Here is a 14,620-nt window from a genome sequence, read left to right as displayed (position 1 = left end):
AATACAACTAAATTGTTTGATTTTTGTACAATCTATTTGTATGCAATTCGTACACTATGTTTTTTTAGCTTGATATTACATTAAGGTTCTTAATTTATCAAGAGCACTTCTATCTTTGTGAAGTATTTCTCCTGCTATATCTCTTGATTTATCCTCTAAGTTACCTCTCAATACCTTCTCAGCCATATTTATACCTTGAGTTTCACCTTCAATAGCTTTCTTTACTACTCGAGAAGTATCAGCCTTTGACCCTAGCTCTATGTTTATTTTCATGTCTGCCATATTTCCTTTTAGCCCAATATTTTCATCAGGCTGGCCTCCCATATCTTGAATAAATTTGGCCAATGTCTTTATATTGTTTCTATGGTTGTCCTGAACTTGTTGAAATGTCTTTTTCACTTTTTCTTCCTCAACCTTTGATATAAAGACATTGAACGCATCAACAGCCATATATTCTCCCTGTAGTAATTGATTAAGAGATTTTATTGGTTTTACATCCTTATCCATTCAACTGACCCCTTTCATATTAATATAGTTCATAGCTTTAGTATTCCCTTATCACTATAATTTTAGGAGTCAATTATAATAATTTTTTATATCATAAAGCTTTTATCAGCTTAATAACTACACCTATTCCTAATGCCAGTACATGTGTACCATTTATCAATAGAAAGTTTTTTACTGCTAAAGCAAAAGTGTCTTTCTTTGTTTGCTTTTTAAAAAATTGAGTTATATTCTTGCTAACAGGTATTAATGTGGATAATACAACAACTGAAACAATAGGTTCTATTCTTAGTATAATAAGTATCACGATGTCAATATAAACAATACGATACAATATTTTAAAAAGCTTTAATGCATTTGATTTACCTATGTATATTGGTAAGGTGTATCTTTTGTTTTCAATATCATCTTTTATATCACATATATTATTTGCAAGCATAATATTTGAAATAGTCAGTATTGCAGGTATTGACACAAGTGCAATATACAATATTTCTTTAATATCTATCCTAATATTCAACAAGCCATTAATATATGTGAGGGTCAAAATATTTTCATTAAATATATGAATGTATATAGATATAAATACAATTATAAATCCCATAAATATTCCAGAAAATAATTCTCCTAAAGGGGTATGAGAAATAGAAACTGGTCCAAAAGAATACATTACACCTGCAACAAAGGATATAGCTCCTAATATTAAAACTATTATATTTGTTTTAGTGTACAGCATGATTCCAAATACTGTAGCAGTCGTTAGCAATACACCTATAACCGCTAGTACTGTATATTCTTTTAAACCATACTTAACTATTGCATTATGGCTCTCGTAATTAAACCCATGCTTTTTCTTGGCCTTTATATAGTCAAAATAGTTATTGATCGCTGTTGTTGCCATATCTATGGATATCAAAGAAATGAACATAATTATAAAGTTTGCTGGATTAAATGCTTTAAATCTGTATAACGTATACACTGTTCCTAATAAAAAAGGGAACACACTAGCAACTTTTGTTTGTATTTCCACTAATTTAAGATAACTAGTTAATGTCATTTTTCTACCCCCATCTTTAGTTATAAGCAAAATTAATGCTATATACTATGTATTCTAGTATATAGCATTTTAAATATTGAGCAATCTAGAAGCTATATTTCGATAGTTTCTCCTATTGACATAACTCTTACCCCTGTATTTCGAACACTTTCTCTAAACTTTTCTGGATCAGCCTTTATTACTGGAAATGTATTATAATGCATTGGAACAACTAATTTAGGCTTTATAAATTCTACAGCCTTAGCTGCATCATATATGTCCATAGTGTAGTTTCCTCCTATAGGAATCAATGCTACATCAATATTTTCATCCTCTAGTAGCTTCATATCCATTGTAAGTCCTGTATCTCCAGCATGGTAAACCTTTTTCCCTTCTAACTTAATTAAAAAACCACATGGATTTCCTCCACAGATAAAATACTCTCCATTATATATTCCAGATCCATGTAGCGCTGGTGTCATCTTAACTATGCCAAACTCAAAGCTTGTTCTTCCACCTATATGCATAGTATGCACAGATAACCCTTTATCGCTGAGATATTGACCAATTTCAAAGTTACATATTACTTTTGAATTATTACTCTTGGCAATGTTTATAGTGTCTCCTAAGTGATCGCCATGACCATGTGTAACAAAAATATGCGTAATTCCTTTTAGCTCATCCACACCTATGCCACTGTTTGGGTTCCCACTAATAAACGGATCAACTAAAGCCTTAATTGTTCTGCCTTCAATCATAAAGGCAGAATGTCCAAGAAATCTAATTTTCATTATATCACCATCCTAGTTAATATAATAAACGAAAAATTACCCGATTAGGCATTTACCTTAATTTTATAATACTTTTGCATTTTAGTAAACCAAAAATGCCATGACTGTCTATATGGTAGTATCAGCTGTATTAGTTATATTATCTGTATAAAAAAGAAAAGTCCATAAAGCCTGAATTATATAAAATGATAAAAACATAAAGCCAACAAAAATCGGTATGTGAAACGGATACCCAGGCAATTTATCTAAAAAAGAACTACTGGGTTTTTCGGCCAAATAAGCATAGTTGCTATTAGCAAGCTTATTGAATATAATTATTCCTGCTACATAAACAAAACTAATTTTATAGCAATTTAATAGCGATTTTCTTGTAGGATAATAGTTCTGTATGAGCAAAAGATATACGATAGCTACTAATATCCCTATGTGCCCAATAAAAAACTGTATAAACATAGCGTTAGGGAATCCTAGATTAGAAGTATCAGGTACTAAAAGTGCTATAGTAGCTCCAGGCAGCCCCCAGAAAAAAAGCAAATCAAATAACTGTTTGTTCATTTTTATTAATAGTACTATGCAAAGTATACCACATATCCTACATGGATAGAGGGGAAGAGCATCCTTTATATTAAAGCTTTCTGTAAATAAATACCATGTGTATAACAATACCTGATGTATAAGCAGCATTATTAATAGTCCATTTTTAATTACACACGAATATTTTTTACTCTTAAGCCTTTCTTTGTTTAGCACTAATAGTAGTATCAAAACAATTGGTGCAATTAGTAAAATAATATGCTGCAAAGAAAATGGTATTAGTCCTGGGTTTGATGATTTAAATAATTGATCAATAATATGATTCATATATTGCCTCCATTTTATCTATAGTACTTTTAGTACTTCTCAAATTTTCTGTTGTTTCAGTATCCTTTTAATTTTGATGAATCATTTAATAATTAGCAGCAGTTTGTCTCACTACCTGTGAGCCAGCCTTTTATGATAGCATAAGCTCAACCAACTCCTGCTTCAACCTCAATAGCGTTTACAGGGCAATTCTTACCACACGCCCCGCACTCAATACATCTGTTTTTATTATCCAAGAAAGCCTTGCCTTCTTTTATCCTGATTACAGCATGGGGACACACATTAACACAGATACCACATCCTGTACATCTCTCAGAATGAATTTCTATTTTTGCCACATTTTTAATATACTCCATGTCTCTTTACCCCCTTCTGACCTATACAAATTTTTCAAGTATCATAAGCACTACGCCTGCAAGTGAAGCAGCCACTACAACAGGTACCGTCAGCAGCGTCTCTTTTTTTACACCAGACAAAGATGTAAAAGTTGTGCTTCCAGTAAAATTCATACCTAAAAAACTTATTATTGAAGTTAATAATAATGAATTACTAATATAAATCATAAAATTATTATCATAATTAAACGCACTAGAATATTTAATAACAACGACTGACCATATGCCCCCTAGAATAAGTGCCTTCATAGAGAACATCCTAAACGGAAGTATTGGCAGAAGTATGGGAACTAATATCGTGCCAATTATTACTGCTATAGCATAAGGTACAGTATTTATTAATCCATTTTCCAACGCCTGAGTAACTCCTCCATCGTTCCCTTCAAGTAATTGCATTAATAAAAAAAATATGAACACAAAAGGTAAATATTTAATAGTCCTTACTGCTTCAAGTGGTGAGACAACTACCCTCTCTAAAAGACTGAATCTAACTCTTCTCATTTCTTCTGTTGCTTCATAGTTATTCTTAAAAAATTCTTTTATATCCCTAGCATATACTGGTCCGTATATAACCTTAAATCCTGTAAATCTGGTAATTTCGTAAGCACTTATACCTGGTGCACCTAACTGTGGCAAAATTAATTGATTGTGAGTAACTAGCTTCTTAAGCTTAGTTTTTTGTATTCTATAAATTATTTCTTCAGTAGAAAATGTACCCTTACCTGCTGCACACCAAACATTTACACCTTTTGTGTCAATTACTAGAAGCCATAGATTTAGCCCTTCAAGCTCTATCCTTAGCTTATCTACTGTTAGTTTATAATTTGCTGTTACCAATACTGGAGACTCTTCGTTCGGAGCACCTATTGCATAGATGCCTACAGGAACTCTGTAATCATCCCTACCTATTCCTAATCTTACTCCTATATTTCTTATTTTATCTATAGCCATGAGTTCAGTAGTTAAAACGTTTACTTCCCCAGAAGAAGTTTCTATCCGTCCCTTTAACAGATGCTTAATTTTTTTATCATCTACAATCTCTTCTTTTTGTCTAATTTTATCTTTCAATTTTTCTTCTAAACTAGAAGACTTTGGTTTTTCAACTACTCAACATGCTTTACTCTTAGAAACATCTGTGCTCATATAGATACTCCTTTCATAAAATTATATCCCTTGTATTTTTATTAGTGTCATCTGACTTCTATTGAACAATCTAATTGGATATACACTTGTACCTAGCCCACTATCTATATATAGTTTAGTTGATTCTGAAACATTAAACAATCCTTTATCATATTTAGGAAATATTTTTTGCCCTGGTACAACAATTGCTCCTATACCTGGAAGCCTTATCTGCCCTCCATGAGTATGACCAGATAATATAAGATCTATTTGACTAACATCTTTCTTGAATATTATATTAGGTGAATGTGATAACAACACTGTATATAGATTTCTGTCTATGCTATTTAAAGCTGTATCTAGATCATCATGGTTTGAATAAGGGTCATCTATTCCACACATATTTACCTGAATATTATTGTTAAAAAAAATCTCATTAGAATTATTTATAATAGTTATCCCTCTTCGCGTAAGTTCTTTTACAAGCTGTTCAACATTTCCATTTCTCCATTCGTGATTTCCTGAAACAAAATATATATTAGCATTGACTTCAGCTAATTTTTCAACCAATAAATATATATCACCATACTCCCTTGTTTTCCAATCAATCAAATCACCAGTAATTACTATAATATCTGGATTAAGTTCTTTTATCTTTTTTATGAGCTTATCATTTTTATTTAAGTAGATCTTATTATGAATATCAGATAATTGAAGAATTTTTAACTGTTTTCCTCTATTTATTTTACTCGATCTTATAGACACATGGTTTACTTTTGGATATCTTATTTCAAAAATAACTATAATTAGTGTTATCAATAATATGATACTGCAATATTTAATAATACTTTTCATAACACATTTCCTTTCATTGAGAAATATATGATAATTAGAATGCAAAAAAATAAATAGGATAGATAAGTATATTGTATACCATCTATCCTATAATTTCACTACTCAATTTTATAAATGAGCTATCTTTAGTAAGTATCTTCAGCAGAATTTTTTCCTTGAACTATTGCTACAGATGAACTAGCTCCAATTCTTGTTGCTCCTGCGTTTATCATAGCCTCAGTTTTTTCACGATCTCTTATACCACCAGAAGCTTTAACTCCCATTTCTGATCCTACAGTTTCTCTCATAAGCTTAATGTCATGTTCAGTAGCTCCTCCTGTACTAAATCCAGTAGAAGTCTTAACATAATCTGCGCCAGCTTCTTTTGAAAGCTTACATGCCATTACTTTTTCATCATCAGTTAACAAACAAGTTTCGATTATAACTTTTAATAAAGCTTTTCCTTTTGCAGCCTCAACTACTGCCTTTATATCCTCTCTTACAATGTCATAATCCTTATCCTTTAAAGCTCCAACGTTAATAACCATGTCTAACTCATGAGCTCCATTTTCTATAGCATTCTTAGCCTCAAGAGCTTTAATCTCTTTAGTAGAACTTCCTAAAGGGAACCCAATGACAGAAGTGACCTTTACATTTGTTCCACTAAGCTGTTCGCTAACGTATTTTACATAGTAAGGATTAACACATACAGAAGCGAAATTATACTTTTTTGCTTCTTCACAAACCTTCCTTACCATTTCTTTTGTTGTATCTGGTTTTAAAATGGTGTGATCGATAAACGAAGCTATGTTATTCATCAAGATACCTCCATTATTTTATTAATTCAACTATATTGCCATTTTTTACTCCTGCGGCATTTCCTTCTTCTACATCTACGTGCATTTCTAATGCATAGTTTTCATGCACTCTTACTAAGACATTTTCAAATACAAGTCCTCTTTCTCCTGATATTCTTACTTTTACTCTATCTTTATCTTTTACCCCAAATTCTTCAGCATCAGATGTATGCATATGAATATGTCTTGCAGCTGCTATTATTCCCTCACTTATTTCAACTTCGCCTTTAGGTCCTATAAGCTTAGCTCCTGGACTTCCAGCTAAATCACCTGAATCTCTAACTGGTGGTACAACACCTAATACAAATCCATCAGCTAATGATACCTCAATCTGGGTGTTTCCTCTAGCTGGTCCTAATACTCTTACACCTTTTAATGTATTTTTAGGTCCAACTACATCAACTTTTTCTTCACATGCATATTGTCCCGGTTGTGAAAGGTCTTTCATCTTTTTGAGCTCATATCCTTCACCAAATAATGTTTCAATATGTTCTTTGCTTAGATGTACGTGTCTGTTTGATAATGCTATCGGTAGTTCTTTTCTCATACTTTCTTCCTCCTTATGTATCTTTTATATATTGTTGACATTTAACAAACGATCTAACAATAAGATTATAAAGCTTTTAGTGAGAAAAATCAAATGTCACATAAAAATCTTTATGAGTTACTTTACATGAGTATGAGAAACTATCATCATTTATTCAAATATTTTAGTTCCTTTATTATAAGCTTCTGCTAATAATTCTTTCCTCTCCCATATTGGCGAAGCGTCTGTATGAGATGCAAAAATATTATCTTTATATTTAGTATTGATCGCTTTAAAAAACAAATCCATCACAGGAATACATGCAATAAAATGATCCTCTTTAAACGGCGCTCCACCAACAGAAATAAATAACCCTTCTCTCTTTTTATTCACATCAATAGATGGATTCTTCAAAACGTATTTGCTTGACCAATAAACTTGACATCTGTCTATCATCATTTTTGTTAAACTACTTACAGTATTAAAATATAGTGGAGAAGCAATTATTATAGCATCACTAGTATTGAAATCCTCATAAACACTTTTCATATCATCTTTCATAAAGCATATTCCCGTTTTAGTACATGAATCACAACCTATGCATGGTGAAAATTTAAGGTCTTTAAGGTATATTTTCTTTATTTGCGCACCAGTAGTTTTAACTCCATCTAATACACTGTCAAGAAGCTTGTCTGTATTCATATTTTTTCTAGGGCTACCCATTATAGCTAAAACTTTTTTCATGTGTGAATTTACCCTCCTTAAAATTAAAGCTACTAGATAGACTAGTAGCTTATTATTATTTTTCTTTAACATATTTAAAATACTTAGAAAGCGTATATACTATAGTTGAATGCATTGGTATAACTGCCAACCCAGCTAATATTCTACCTGGCAAAAGTATTACAAATCCTTTTTGGAACATAATAGAAAGCCAAAGAGTATTCAGCCCTAATGATATTATTACGTATGGAACAGTGATGGTAAAAAGAATTTTGTCTAAGGTGTATAACTTGTTCTTTTGCTTTTCTTTTCTACTTACTATGATTGGCACAACAATAAAAGCTAAAACAATAGCTACGTAACCTACAGCATAGAATATAGGCATAGGTTTAGCATATAAATAGTATGTCCCGTTTTTCAATGTCAATACATTATTACTAAACAAAACATTTACTACTCCAAAAGCTAATCCTATTAGTACCGAGGTATTTATAATGTTGAAGTTAATACGAAACATTCTTTTTCTAATTAATTTATAAATAATGCCTGGTATTACTCCCCATAAAATACTGCTCAGTGTAAACCCTGGGAAAAATGCTCCCTGAGGATTTATTATTACTCCAAGTATATCAGCAACTGCACCGCTTAATCCACCAGCTAAAGGTCCAAATAATATACCTGTAACAGCAAGGGGTATCTCTCCAAATCCAAACCTTAAAGCAGGAAGACCTGCAAGTGGTAAAATAACAGAAAATGCTCTTGTCAATATTATACTTATCCCAGTAAGCAAGCTAGCTCCTACAAGTGTTCTTGTGTCCATCAACTTTCTTGATGACAATTTGATCACTTACTTCACCTCCCTTCTCTTTTATGTGACAGTCTTTTGCCACACTAAAGAGAAGATCAGCTCTCTAATGTAACAGCGGATGCAGTAAAGTATCGCAGACTTACTTCGATAAGCCCTTCGTTCAAAGGCAACTTCCCATCCTTTAACACTTAACGCGCTTTACCTACTCTGTCTTTTAACAAGCATATTCTATATTATTTATTTGCTATTGTAAATACTTTTGACTTTGTGTTATTTCTACAAAATATTATTATCTTCTTGAGCAGTAGCTCTATTAGCAAAAAACTCAATGACTATACCAATAATGGAAATAACACCAATAAACACTAATATATAAGAAACTATCTTATAGTATGATTTGTATGGAGTAATTCTACTAAACATCATCAATATAAAGCTGATAACAAAATATTTTAATGTCTTATTCTTAGAAAGCACCGTATCTTTATAGTTCTTTAACTTAGGCCTACCTTCTATTATTTCACTTAGAATTATTCTTTTAATTTCTGATTCTGAAGGATACATATCTGCTTTTTTCATTAGCTTAATAATTGCTTCTAGATTAAATAACCTAATGGCAGCGTAGTTTTTTAGTTTAGGCAAAAAATTATTAATGTCTTTAGAAAATGTGGATGTTGTAATTACTATCCCTTCTGAAATGTCCAGTTCCCTTAGTTCAAGAAAAAAATCTCTTATATTGTTAATACTTACTTTATAATCGCTATTGTATTGGTAAAGCTTTATCCCTGTTTTCTGATTACCTAAAGTCCCTATTAGGTCTATATCTTTTCTATTTACTGATTCGATGCTTTGGAACCCACATTTCTCAAGAATTTCTTTAATGTATTCCTCAAAATCATAGGGAGACTTATTTAGTAAATCTTTAAGTATTTTTTCACCTACAACTACATGATTTATTTTTTCAATTCTTTTATTTAATCTTTTTTGATTTATTTTATAAGCTAAAATGTTGTATAAAATAAACAGTTGGAATGTAATTAGTAAAGAAAATAATATACTCTTTGTGTTAATGTTAATAAATAAAAAGCAAATTAAGGTAATAAAAGATCTAAAAACAATCTTGTCTACTATTGTAGCTATATAAGTTTTACCTTCACTTAATTTCTCAGTATAGTATCTTCGCAGCCTTATTTTATTTGTAGTTTCAGTCAACTTATTTTTTACTTTCTTTATATATACATTAGTATCCATTTTAACCCTCCTATTTTTCTAAATTATTTCCAAAAATGAAATAATCTATAACTATTTGAGGGTAATTATTGCTTACAATCAGTTTTGAATATGCTTGCTTTTTTTATATAGAACTGTCCCTATTATCAAAATTAAAGCTAGTTCTATAGTAAAAAATACAACTATTTTATAAGCTATACTATTAAAGAATTCTAACGGGAGCATTTGAATAAGAATATCTGTTTTAGGATTAAGCAACCACAAGTCATTAGTAAAGAAAATCTCATGGAAGTAAGTGAAATATTTGTAAAAATCGATATACATTAATATGGCTAAAATGATCATCAATACCAGCGGCCAAATGGCCGAAATCAAGAATGTCTTACCAAGCTGCTTTCTTTGAAATAATACCATGTAAGCCATAGATATGATAGATGTAAATAAGAATATATTTCTTAATCTATACCCCTTATCAAATAGATCTTTTACGTCCTTCATATGTAGGATTTCTCGTTCCTCAAATACTTGCTCGACCTCCCCATTTACTTCGGTAAACATAATAATATCCTGTCTTTTGTCTTTTAGATAATCAAGTAGCCCCTCTGTAACTTTCATAAGGTTCTCTTTATCTATTCCTGTTTCATCCATGATGTTATATTCAGTATACTTTTTTTCAAAAAAGCTTAAGTCAAATGTAGCTACTTCTATATTTGTAAGAAGTAATAATAAAGGTAACGAAATAACTAGTAAAATTTTGAACAGTAATGTCTTTTTCAAGATAATCCCCCTTATTCTAGCAGTTTCTTTTTAAGTGATAATAATAGTAAGTATATAAGAACTCCAGCTATTAATATAATGCTTATGTACTTATTGTATATGTTTATTTTGTTAAATATTATAGACCAGTTCTCTCCAACAACTTTACCAAGCATTATAAATGCAGTATTATGTAAAAATGATATAACTGAAATTGCAATATATGAATTCCTCTTATTGAGCTTAAATATACCTGCAGCTAATACTGTTAACGAATAAATTCCCGGTATAAACTTACTTAATATTATAACAGACACACCTAGTTTCTTAAAAAGCTTCTTAAGCTTGTCTATTTTGCCAGTTTCAAATAGGTAATGTATTATTTTCAAATGTAAAATTTTCTCTTCTTTTACCCATCCTATATTGTATAGCAAAACAGACGAGAGAATTGTTGCAGTAACTGCATTTGCTACAATCAATAGTGTATTTAATCCAACTAATCCTGATAAATATCCTTCTAAAATAAGAATCATATCTCCAGGATAAGGTGGAAATAATACCTGTAATGATTGAGATAAAAAAAAGAATATATATGATAATAATGTATTGTTTAAAACAATATTTTTTGCAAATTGAACTATAGCTTGCTCCATAAAATCTTCCCCTTATATTTTTCAAAATATTATTACCCGAAAAACTTATCCTGAAAAGTATAATATTAGAAAATTGCTATAAAATCAACACTCATTATTAATAGAATTCTTTAACATTTTATGATATATAAAGAAAAAACCCGGTTATCCGGGTCTCATGCCATTGCTCTTTCTAGTTTATCTAAATGCTGTATAGGAAACATTCTAAGAAGCTCTTTAAATTGTTCAACTGTTAGTCCTTGTGTTGTAGTATATATTTGTATCTTTTCATCAACACTTGCATTTTGGAATCTTTTTTTAATATCTTCAAAATTAACATTGTTTTGCATCGTACCACTCCTTTACTATTAACTCATTCATTAATAGTATGATAAAGAGAGAACTAAAATATTCTAAAATCTATATTAAAGATTTAATAATTCAAAGTAGTACATTAACACCTTCTAGACAAGTAACAATATACTATAACTAACATAATATATATTGAGCGTATAAAAGGAGGTGCCGTATAATGGCTAGAAGAAAAAGAATCAATATTGAGCCAAAATTAGAACAGATAAAGCAGCCAGAAAATGAAAGACCAGAAATAAATATTGTAGAAAACAAAGAAGCAATCACAAACTATTTTTTTGATGGCTATATTTGGTTATTTCTTATTATTATTATAATTATCTTCTTATTTGGTGGATCTAATTTCAAATACTAACAATAAAAACTCTACTTGTACCTAATAAATAAGAAAGTGGATATTAATTACTATCCACTCCCTTTTATGGATTATTATATAGCAGTCTTCTTAGTAGATTAACTCCTTGATTATAATAATCTATGGTGTATTCATATGCCCAGCTACATATAAATAATCCTTTATTTAATAAATAATACTGCATTTTATAAGCTAGGTCCTCAGAAATACTCATATATTTAGAATATCCATTAATTAAATATTTAGCCAAGTATGGTTCATCAAGAAAAATTGTTTGATATAGATCAGTAAAGTCTATGTCTGGATCATCCGGATAGCAATGCTCAAAATCAATGATTCCATTTACTCTCCAATACTCATCATCTTTTACAACTAGAATGTTTCTTGGAGAAAAATCGTGATGACATAGCCTTGGAGAACTATCAGTAAACAATGTTTGATAATATTTTGTCAAATTGTAATAAGCGTCTGCCAACAACTCCATATGAGGTAGCTGTTGGCTAATTATGTTATTAATTATTACTCTATCTTTATCTTTTCTATACTCTATAAAATTCTTGTGATTGAGGATTGCTGTACCACAAGTTTCCCATATACCGTAGTAATCATATTTATAGCAGCTATGCATTTTCCCCATTAATTCACCAAGTTTTTCAATAATAGCTATTTTGTTATCAGTTGTTATATCGTTCCAAACATCTTCTAATACTACTCCATCTAATTTATTCATAAGTAGCCATTCGACTTCACTTTCTGATTTGCTTTTATTAATAATATTCGGACATATTATCTTTTCGTTTAGCAATTCCAGTCCAATAATCTCATTGCAAAATCTAAATGCTTTCCCGTATATTTTTAATATATATTCTGATTTATCTTCTCCAGTGATTTCATATACATAGTGTCTTCCAAGCTGATGATGTCCAATATCCTTAATGCTGTAGTTTCCTTTTATAGTTTCATTGATTATATTTTCTAATCTCTCATTAATATAGCTCATTTAAATTCCCCCACAGACTGCAATTTTCAGCAAAGGGTCTTATCAAGTATTATTTGCTACTTTTTTGTTAGAATTTCAACTAAAGCTTCATAGTCTATTCCTTTTTGTATATCATACTTTCCATAATTAAACCTACGTTGTGCATTTTTCTGTATAATAACATCCATTAATTTTTCTTTATCCGTTATGATTTTTTGTTCATAAAGCCCTTCAACTATTTCCTCACTTGTATCCCCTTTTCTTATTATGAAGCTAACTGTTTCAGATTCCTGTTTTTGTTTATTCTCGTTGGTTGCAGCTGCATTATCATCATTTTTTTCTTTTGCAGCCATTTCCTTCTCTTTTTCATTTTCATTAATAACATCTTTTAAAGAAACCATCCCTAATTCAGTAGCTCTCTGCTTTATCTGTTCGTCGGTGTACTGAGTATGTTTAACTTCTGGGTAAATCATATTTAGCAGGCTAGTTACTAGCATTCCTATTCCAATCCCTAATAATAAAAAATACATGTTTTTTTTATTGATAGCCATAAAGTCTAACTCCCTATAAAAATATTACATTCTATTTCCTTCTTACAATATAATAACATAATTATAGAGATATACAAAGCTAAATGTATATCTCTATTTGTATCAATTTATAGCAAGTAAATATTCGATTCTTTACATTTGTCAATCATATCTTCTGGCCAAATAGACGCCTGTACTTCACCAATGTGAGCCTTTTGAAGGAAGAACATACATATTCTTGACTGCCCTATACCTCCACCAATTGTAAGTGGCAGCTTTTCTTCTAATAGTAACTTATGATACTCGAGTTCACTTCTGTCTTCGCAGTCAGCTTTCTGTAGCTGTCTGCTTAAAGCATTTGCATCTACTCTTATTCCCATAGACGATAATTCTAACCCTTGATTAAGAACTGGATTCCAAAATATTATATCTCCATTTAGATCCCAATCATCATAATCCGGTGATCTTCCATCATGCTTTATTCCTGACTTAAGAACATCACCTATCTTCATAATAAATACAGCCTTTTTTTCTTTTGATATAGCATGCTCTCTCTCTTTTGGAGTAAGCTGAGGGTACTTATCTTCTAATTCTTGTGTTGTAATAAATGTGATTTCTTCCGGTAAGATTCTAGCAAGCTGTGGATAAAGATTTGAAACATAATCTTCAGTTCTTTTGAATACACCAAATATCCCACTAACTATACTTTTAAGAGTCTCTTCATTTCTTTGAGTTTTTTCTATAACCTTCTCCCAGTCCCATTGATCAACATATATTGAGTGTATGTTATCCAAATCTTCGTCAGGTCTTATTGCATTCATATCGGTATAAAGACCTTCGTCAGGTTTGAATCCATACTTATGCAACGCCATTCTTTTCCATTTGGCTAAGGAATGAACTATCTCCAGTTTAGAGTTATTATCACTTCTTACCATAAATGATACCGGCTTTTCAATACCATTTAAGTTATCATTAAGTCCAGTTTCTGGTCTAACAAAAAGTGGTGCAGATACTCTAGTCAAATTAAGTTCCTTTGCTAACTCCTCTTCAAAAAAATCTTTAAGTTTCTTAATTGCTATCTCAGTACTTATTACATCAAGATTCGAGAAATACTCATCAGGTATTAATAAACTGTTTACCATAATTTTGCCTCCTTAGTTTTAGTAAATTTAATATAGTTTAAGTTTTCTTATTCACAAACATATTTTTTTGAAAATCAGCACCACCCGTCTAACGGGTGGTTTGCTCTGCCCCTATAAGGGGCTGTTACCGGCCAGCGCCTAAAGACGCTGGCTTTCACATTGTTCAA

Annotated in this window: 19 protein-coding genes and 1 riboswitch; of the genes, 1 reads left to right on the top strand and 18 read right to left on the bottom strand. The window is 30.7% G+C overall.

What is annotated here, in order from left to right:
• Nucleotides 1-75 precede the first annotated feature (75 nt).
• The 15 genes from HNR33_RS11865 to HNR33_RS11795 all read right to left on the bottom strand — a co-directional run bounded on the left by HNR33_RS11865 (nt 76) and on the right by HNR33_RS11795 (nt 11,425).
• The gene (locus HNR33_RS11865; RefSeq protein WP_429083552.1) at nt 76-507 is read right to left on the bottom strand and encodes a DUF2383 domain-containing protein; all 432 of its coding nucleotides are present in this window, start codon (nt 505-507) and stop codon (nt 76-78) included.
• 91 nt (nt 508-598) lie between these two features.
• Entirely contained in the window at nt 599-1,561 is a 963-nt protein-coding gene (locus HNR33_RS11860) for a 1,4-dihydroxy-2-naphthoate polyprenyltransferase (protein ID WP_429083550.1), read from the bottom strand.
• 92 nt (nt 1,562-1,653) lie between these two features.
• The gene (locus HNR33_RS11855) at nt 1,654-2,331 is read right to left on the bottom strand and encodes a metal-dependent hydrolase (RefSeq protein ID WP_429083548.1); all 678 of its coding nucleotides are present in this window, start codon (nt 2,329-2,331) and stop codon (nt 1,654-1,656) included.
• A 108-nt stretch (nt 2,332-2,439) separates the two neighbouring features.
• Nucleotides 2,440-3,192 carry a YwaF family protein gene (locus HNR33_RS11850; RefSeq protein WP_429083547.1) on the bottom strand — a complete coding sequence of 251 codons (753 nt, stop codon included), beginning with the start codon at nt 3,190-3,192 and terminating at the stop codon, nt 2,440-2,442.
• A 146-nt stretch (nt 3,193-3,338) separates the two neighbouring features.
• Nucleotides 3,339-3,548: a 4Fe-4S dicluster domain-containing protein gene (locus HNR33_RS11845; protein WP_429083545.1), complete on the bottom strand. Its 210-nt coding sequence runs from the start codon at nt 3,546-3,548 to the stop codon at nt 3,339-3,341.
• A 21-nt stretch (nt 3,549-3,569) separates the two neighbouring features.
• The gene (hgcA, locus tag HNR33_RS11840; RefSeq protein WP_488167841.1) at nt 3,570-4,655 is read right to left on the bottom strand and encodes a mercury methylation corrinoid protein HgcA; all 1,086 of its coding nucleotides are present in this window, start codon (nt 4,653-4,655) and stop codon (nt 3,570-3,572) included.
• Between the two features lie 96 nt (nt 4,656-4,751).
• Nucleotides 4,752-5,564, bottom strand: a complete 813-nt coding sequence (locus tag HNR33_RS11835; protein WP_429083543.1) for a metallophosphoesterase — start codon at nt 5,562-5,564, stop codon at nt 4,752-4,754.
• A 125-nt stretch (nt 5,565-5,689) separates the two neighbouring features.
• Nucleotides 5,690-6,361, bottom strand: coding sequence for a deoxyribose-phosphate aldolase (deoC, locus tag HNR33_RS11830; RefSeq protein WP_429083541.1), 672 nt, complete (start codon nt 6,359-6,361; stop codon nt 5,690-5,692).
• A 13-nt stretch (nt 6,362-6,374) separates the two neighbouring features.
• Entirely contained in the window at nt 6,375-6,947 is a 573-nt protein-coding gene (pduL, locus tag HNR33_RS11825; RefSeq protein ID WP_429083539.1) for a phosphate propanoyltransferase, read from the bottom strand.
• A gap of 150 nt (nt 6,948-7,097) precedes the next feature.
• Nucleotides 7,098-7,670 carry a flavodoxin family protein gene (locus HNR33_RS11820; RefSeq protein WP_429083537.1) on the bottom strand — a complete coding sequence of 191 codons (573 nt, stop codon included), beginning with the start codon at nt 7,668-7,670 and terminating at the stop codon, nt 7,098-7,100.
• A 55-nt stretch (nt 7,671-7,725) separates the two neighbouring features.
• The gene (locus HNR33_RS11815) at nt 7,726-8,496 is read right to left on the bottom strand and encodes a folate family ECF transporter S component (RefSeq protein ID WP_429083535.1); all 771 of its coding nucleotides are present in this window, start codon (nt 8,494-8,496) and stop codon (nt 7,726-7,728) included.
• A 71-nt stretch (nt 8,497-8,567) separates the two neighbouring features.
• Nucleotides 8,568-8,669: riboswitch (THF riboswitch) on the bottom strand.
• A 64-nt stretch (nt 8,670-8,733) separates the two neighbouring features.
• Nucleotides 8,734-9,708 carry a restriction endonuclease gene (locus HNR33_RS11810; RefSeq protein ID WP_429083534.1) on the bottom strand — a complete coding sequence of 325 codons (975 nt, stop codon included), beginning with the start codon at nt 9,706-9,708 and terminating at the stop codon, nt 8,734-8,736.
• A gap of 78 nt (nt 9,709-9,786) precedes the next feature.
• Nucleotides 9,787-10,464 (bottom strand): TIGR01906 family membrane protein, encoded by a 678-nt coding sequence (locus tag HNR33_RS11805; RefSeq protein ID WP_429083532.1) that lies wholly within the window; start codon nt 10,462-10,464, stop codon nt 9,787-9,789.
• Nucleotides 10,465-10,475: 11 nt separating this feature from the next.
• Nucleotides 10,476-11,096 carry a DedA family protein gene (locus HNR33_RS11800; protein ID WP_429083531.1) on the bottom strand — a complete coding sequence of 207 codons (621 nt, stop codon included), beginning with the start codon at nt 11,094-11,096 and terminating at the stop codon, nt 10,476-10,478.
• A gap of 155 nt (nt 11,097-11,251) precedes the next feature.
• Entirely contained in the window at nt 11,252-11,425 is a 174-nt protein-coding gene (locus HNR33_RS11795) for a hypothetical protein (RefSeq protein WP_429083529.1), read from the bottom strand.
• Nucleotides 11,426-11,607: 182 nt separating this feature from the next.
• Here HNR33_RS11795 and HNR33_RS11790 point away from each other — a divergent pair, with 182 nt between their 5' ends.
• Nucleotides 11,608-11,802, top strand: coding sequence for a hypothetical protein (locus HNR33_RS11790; protein ID WP_429083528.1), 195 nt, complete (start codon nt 11,608-11,610; stop codon nt 11,800-11,802).
• A gap of 64 nt (nt 11,803-11,866) precedes the next feature.
• Here the strand turns inward: HNR33_RS11790 and HNR33_RS11785 are convergent, their stop codons facing one another.
• The 3 genes from HNR33_RS11785 to asnA form a co-directional block, all read right to left on the bottom strand.
• A complete protein-coding gene (locus HNR33_RS11785) occupies nt 11,867-12,802 on the bottom strand; it encodes an aminoglycoside phosphotransferase family protein (protein ID WP_429083526.1) in 936 nt (311 codons plus the stop codon).
• A gap of 56 nt (nt 12,803-12,858) precedes the next feature.
• A complete protein-coding gene (locus HNR33_RS11780) occupies nt 12,859-13,332 on the bottom strand; it encodes a hypothetical protein (RefSeq protein WP_429083525.1) in 474 nt (157 codons plus the stop codon).
• A 107-nt stretch (nt 13,333-13,439) separates the two neighbouring features.
• A complete protein-coding gene (gene asnA, locus HNR33_RS11775) occupies nt 13,440-14,453 on the bottom strand; it encodes an aspartate--ammonia ligase (protein WP_429083523.1) in 1,014 nt (337 codons plus the stop codon).
• Between the last annotated feature and the right edge of the window lie 167 nt (nt 14,454-14,620).

Source organism: Brassicibacter mesophilus (assembly GCF_050433385.1).
Taxonomy (GTDB): Bacteria; Bacillota; Clostridia; order Tissierellales; family Proteiniboraceae; genus Brassicibacter; species Brassicibacter mesophilus.
This window is presented reverse-complemented; position numbering and strand designations above follow the sequence as displayed.

What these genes read in the sequence shown, in the direction of transcription:
- asnA (WP_429083523.1), bottom strand. Translation starts at nt 14,453, where the DNA reads ATGGTAAACAGTTTATTAATACCTGATGAGTATTTCTCGAATCTTGAT.
- pduL (WP_429083539.1), bottom strand. Translation starts at nt 6,947, where the DNA reads ATGAGAAAAGAACTACCGATAGCATTATCAAACAGACACGTACATCTA.
- HNR33_RS11860 (WP_429083550.1), bottom strand. Translation starts at nt 1,561, where the DNA reads ATGACATTAACTAGTTATCTTAAATTAGTGGAAATACAAACAAAAGTT.
- HNR33_RS11810 (WP_429083534.1), bottom strand. Translation starts at nt 9,708, where the DNA reads ATGGATACTAATGTATATATAAAGAAAGTAAAAAATAAGTTGACTGAA.
- HNR33_RS11845 (WP_429083545.1), bottom strand. Translation starts at nt 3,548, where the DNA reads ATGGAGTATATTAAAAATGTGGCAAAAATAGAAATTCATTCTGAGAGA.
- HNR33_RS11850 (WP_429083547.1), bottom strand. Translation starts at nt 3,192, where the DNA reads ATGAATCATATTATTGATCAATTATTTAAATCATCAAACCCAGGACTA.
- HNR33_RS11835 (WP_429083543.1), bottom strand. Translation starts at nt 5,564, where the DNA reads ATGAAAAGTATTATTAAATATTGCAGTATCATATTATTGATAACACTA.
- HNR33_RS11795 (WP_429083529.1), bottom strand. Translation starts at nt 11,425, where the DNA reads ATGCAAAACAATGTTAATTTTGAAGATATTAAAAAAAGATTCCAAAAT.
- HNR33_RS11855 (WP_429083548.1), bottom strand. Translation starts at nt 2,331, where the DNA reads ATGAAAATTAGATTTCTTGGACATTCTGCCTTTATGATTGAAGGCAGA.
- HNR33_RS11800 (WP_429083531.1), bottom strand. Translation starts at nt 11,096, where the DNA reads ATGGAGCAAGCTATAGTTCAATTTGCAAAAAATATTGTTTTAAACAAT.
- HNR33_RS11780 (WP_429083525.1), bottom strand. Translation starts at nt 13,332, where the DNA reads ATGGCTATCAATAAAAAAAACATGTATTTTTTATTATTAGGGATTGGA.
- HNR33_RS11865 (WP_429083552.1), bottom strand. Translation starts at nt 507, where the DNA reads ATGGATAAGGATGTAAAACCAATAAAATCTCTTAATCAATTACTACAG.
- HNR33_RS11790 (WP_429083528.1), top strand. Translation starts at nt 11,608, where the DNA reads ATGGCTAGAAGAAAAAGAATCAATATTGAGCCAAAATTAGAACAGATA.
- HNR33_RS11820 (WP_429083537.1), bottom strand. Translation starts at nt 7,670, where the DNA reads ATGAAAAAAGTTTTAGCTATAATGGGTAGCCCTAGAAAAAATATGAAT.
- HNR33_RS11785 (WP_429083526.1), bottom strand. Translation starts at nt 12,802, where the DNA reads ATGAGCTATATTAATGAGAGATTAGAAAATATAATCAATGAAACTATA.
- deoC (WP_429083541.1), bottom strand. Translation starts at nt 6,361, where the DNA reads ATGAATAACATAGCTTCGTTTATCGATCACACCATTTTAAAACCAGAT.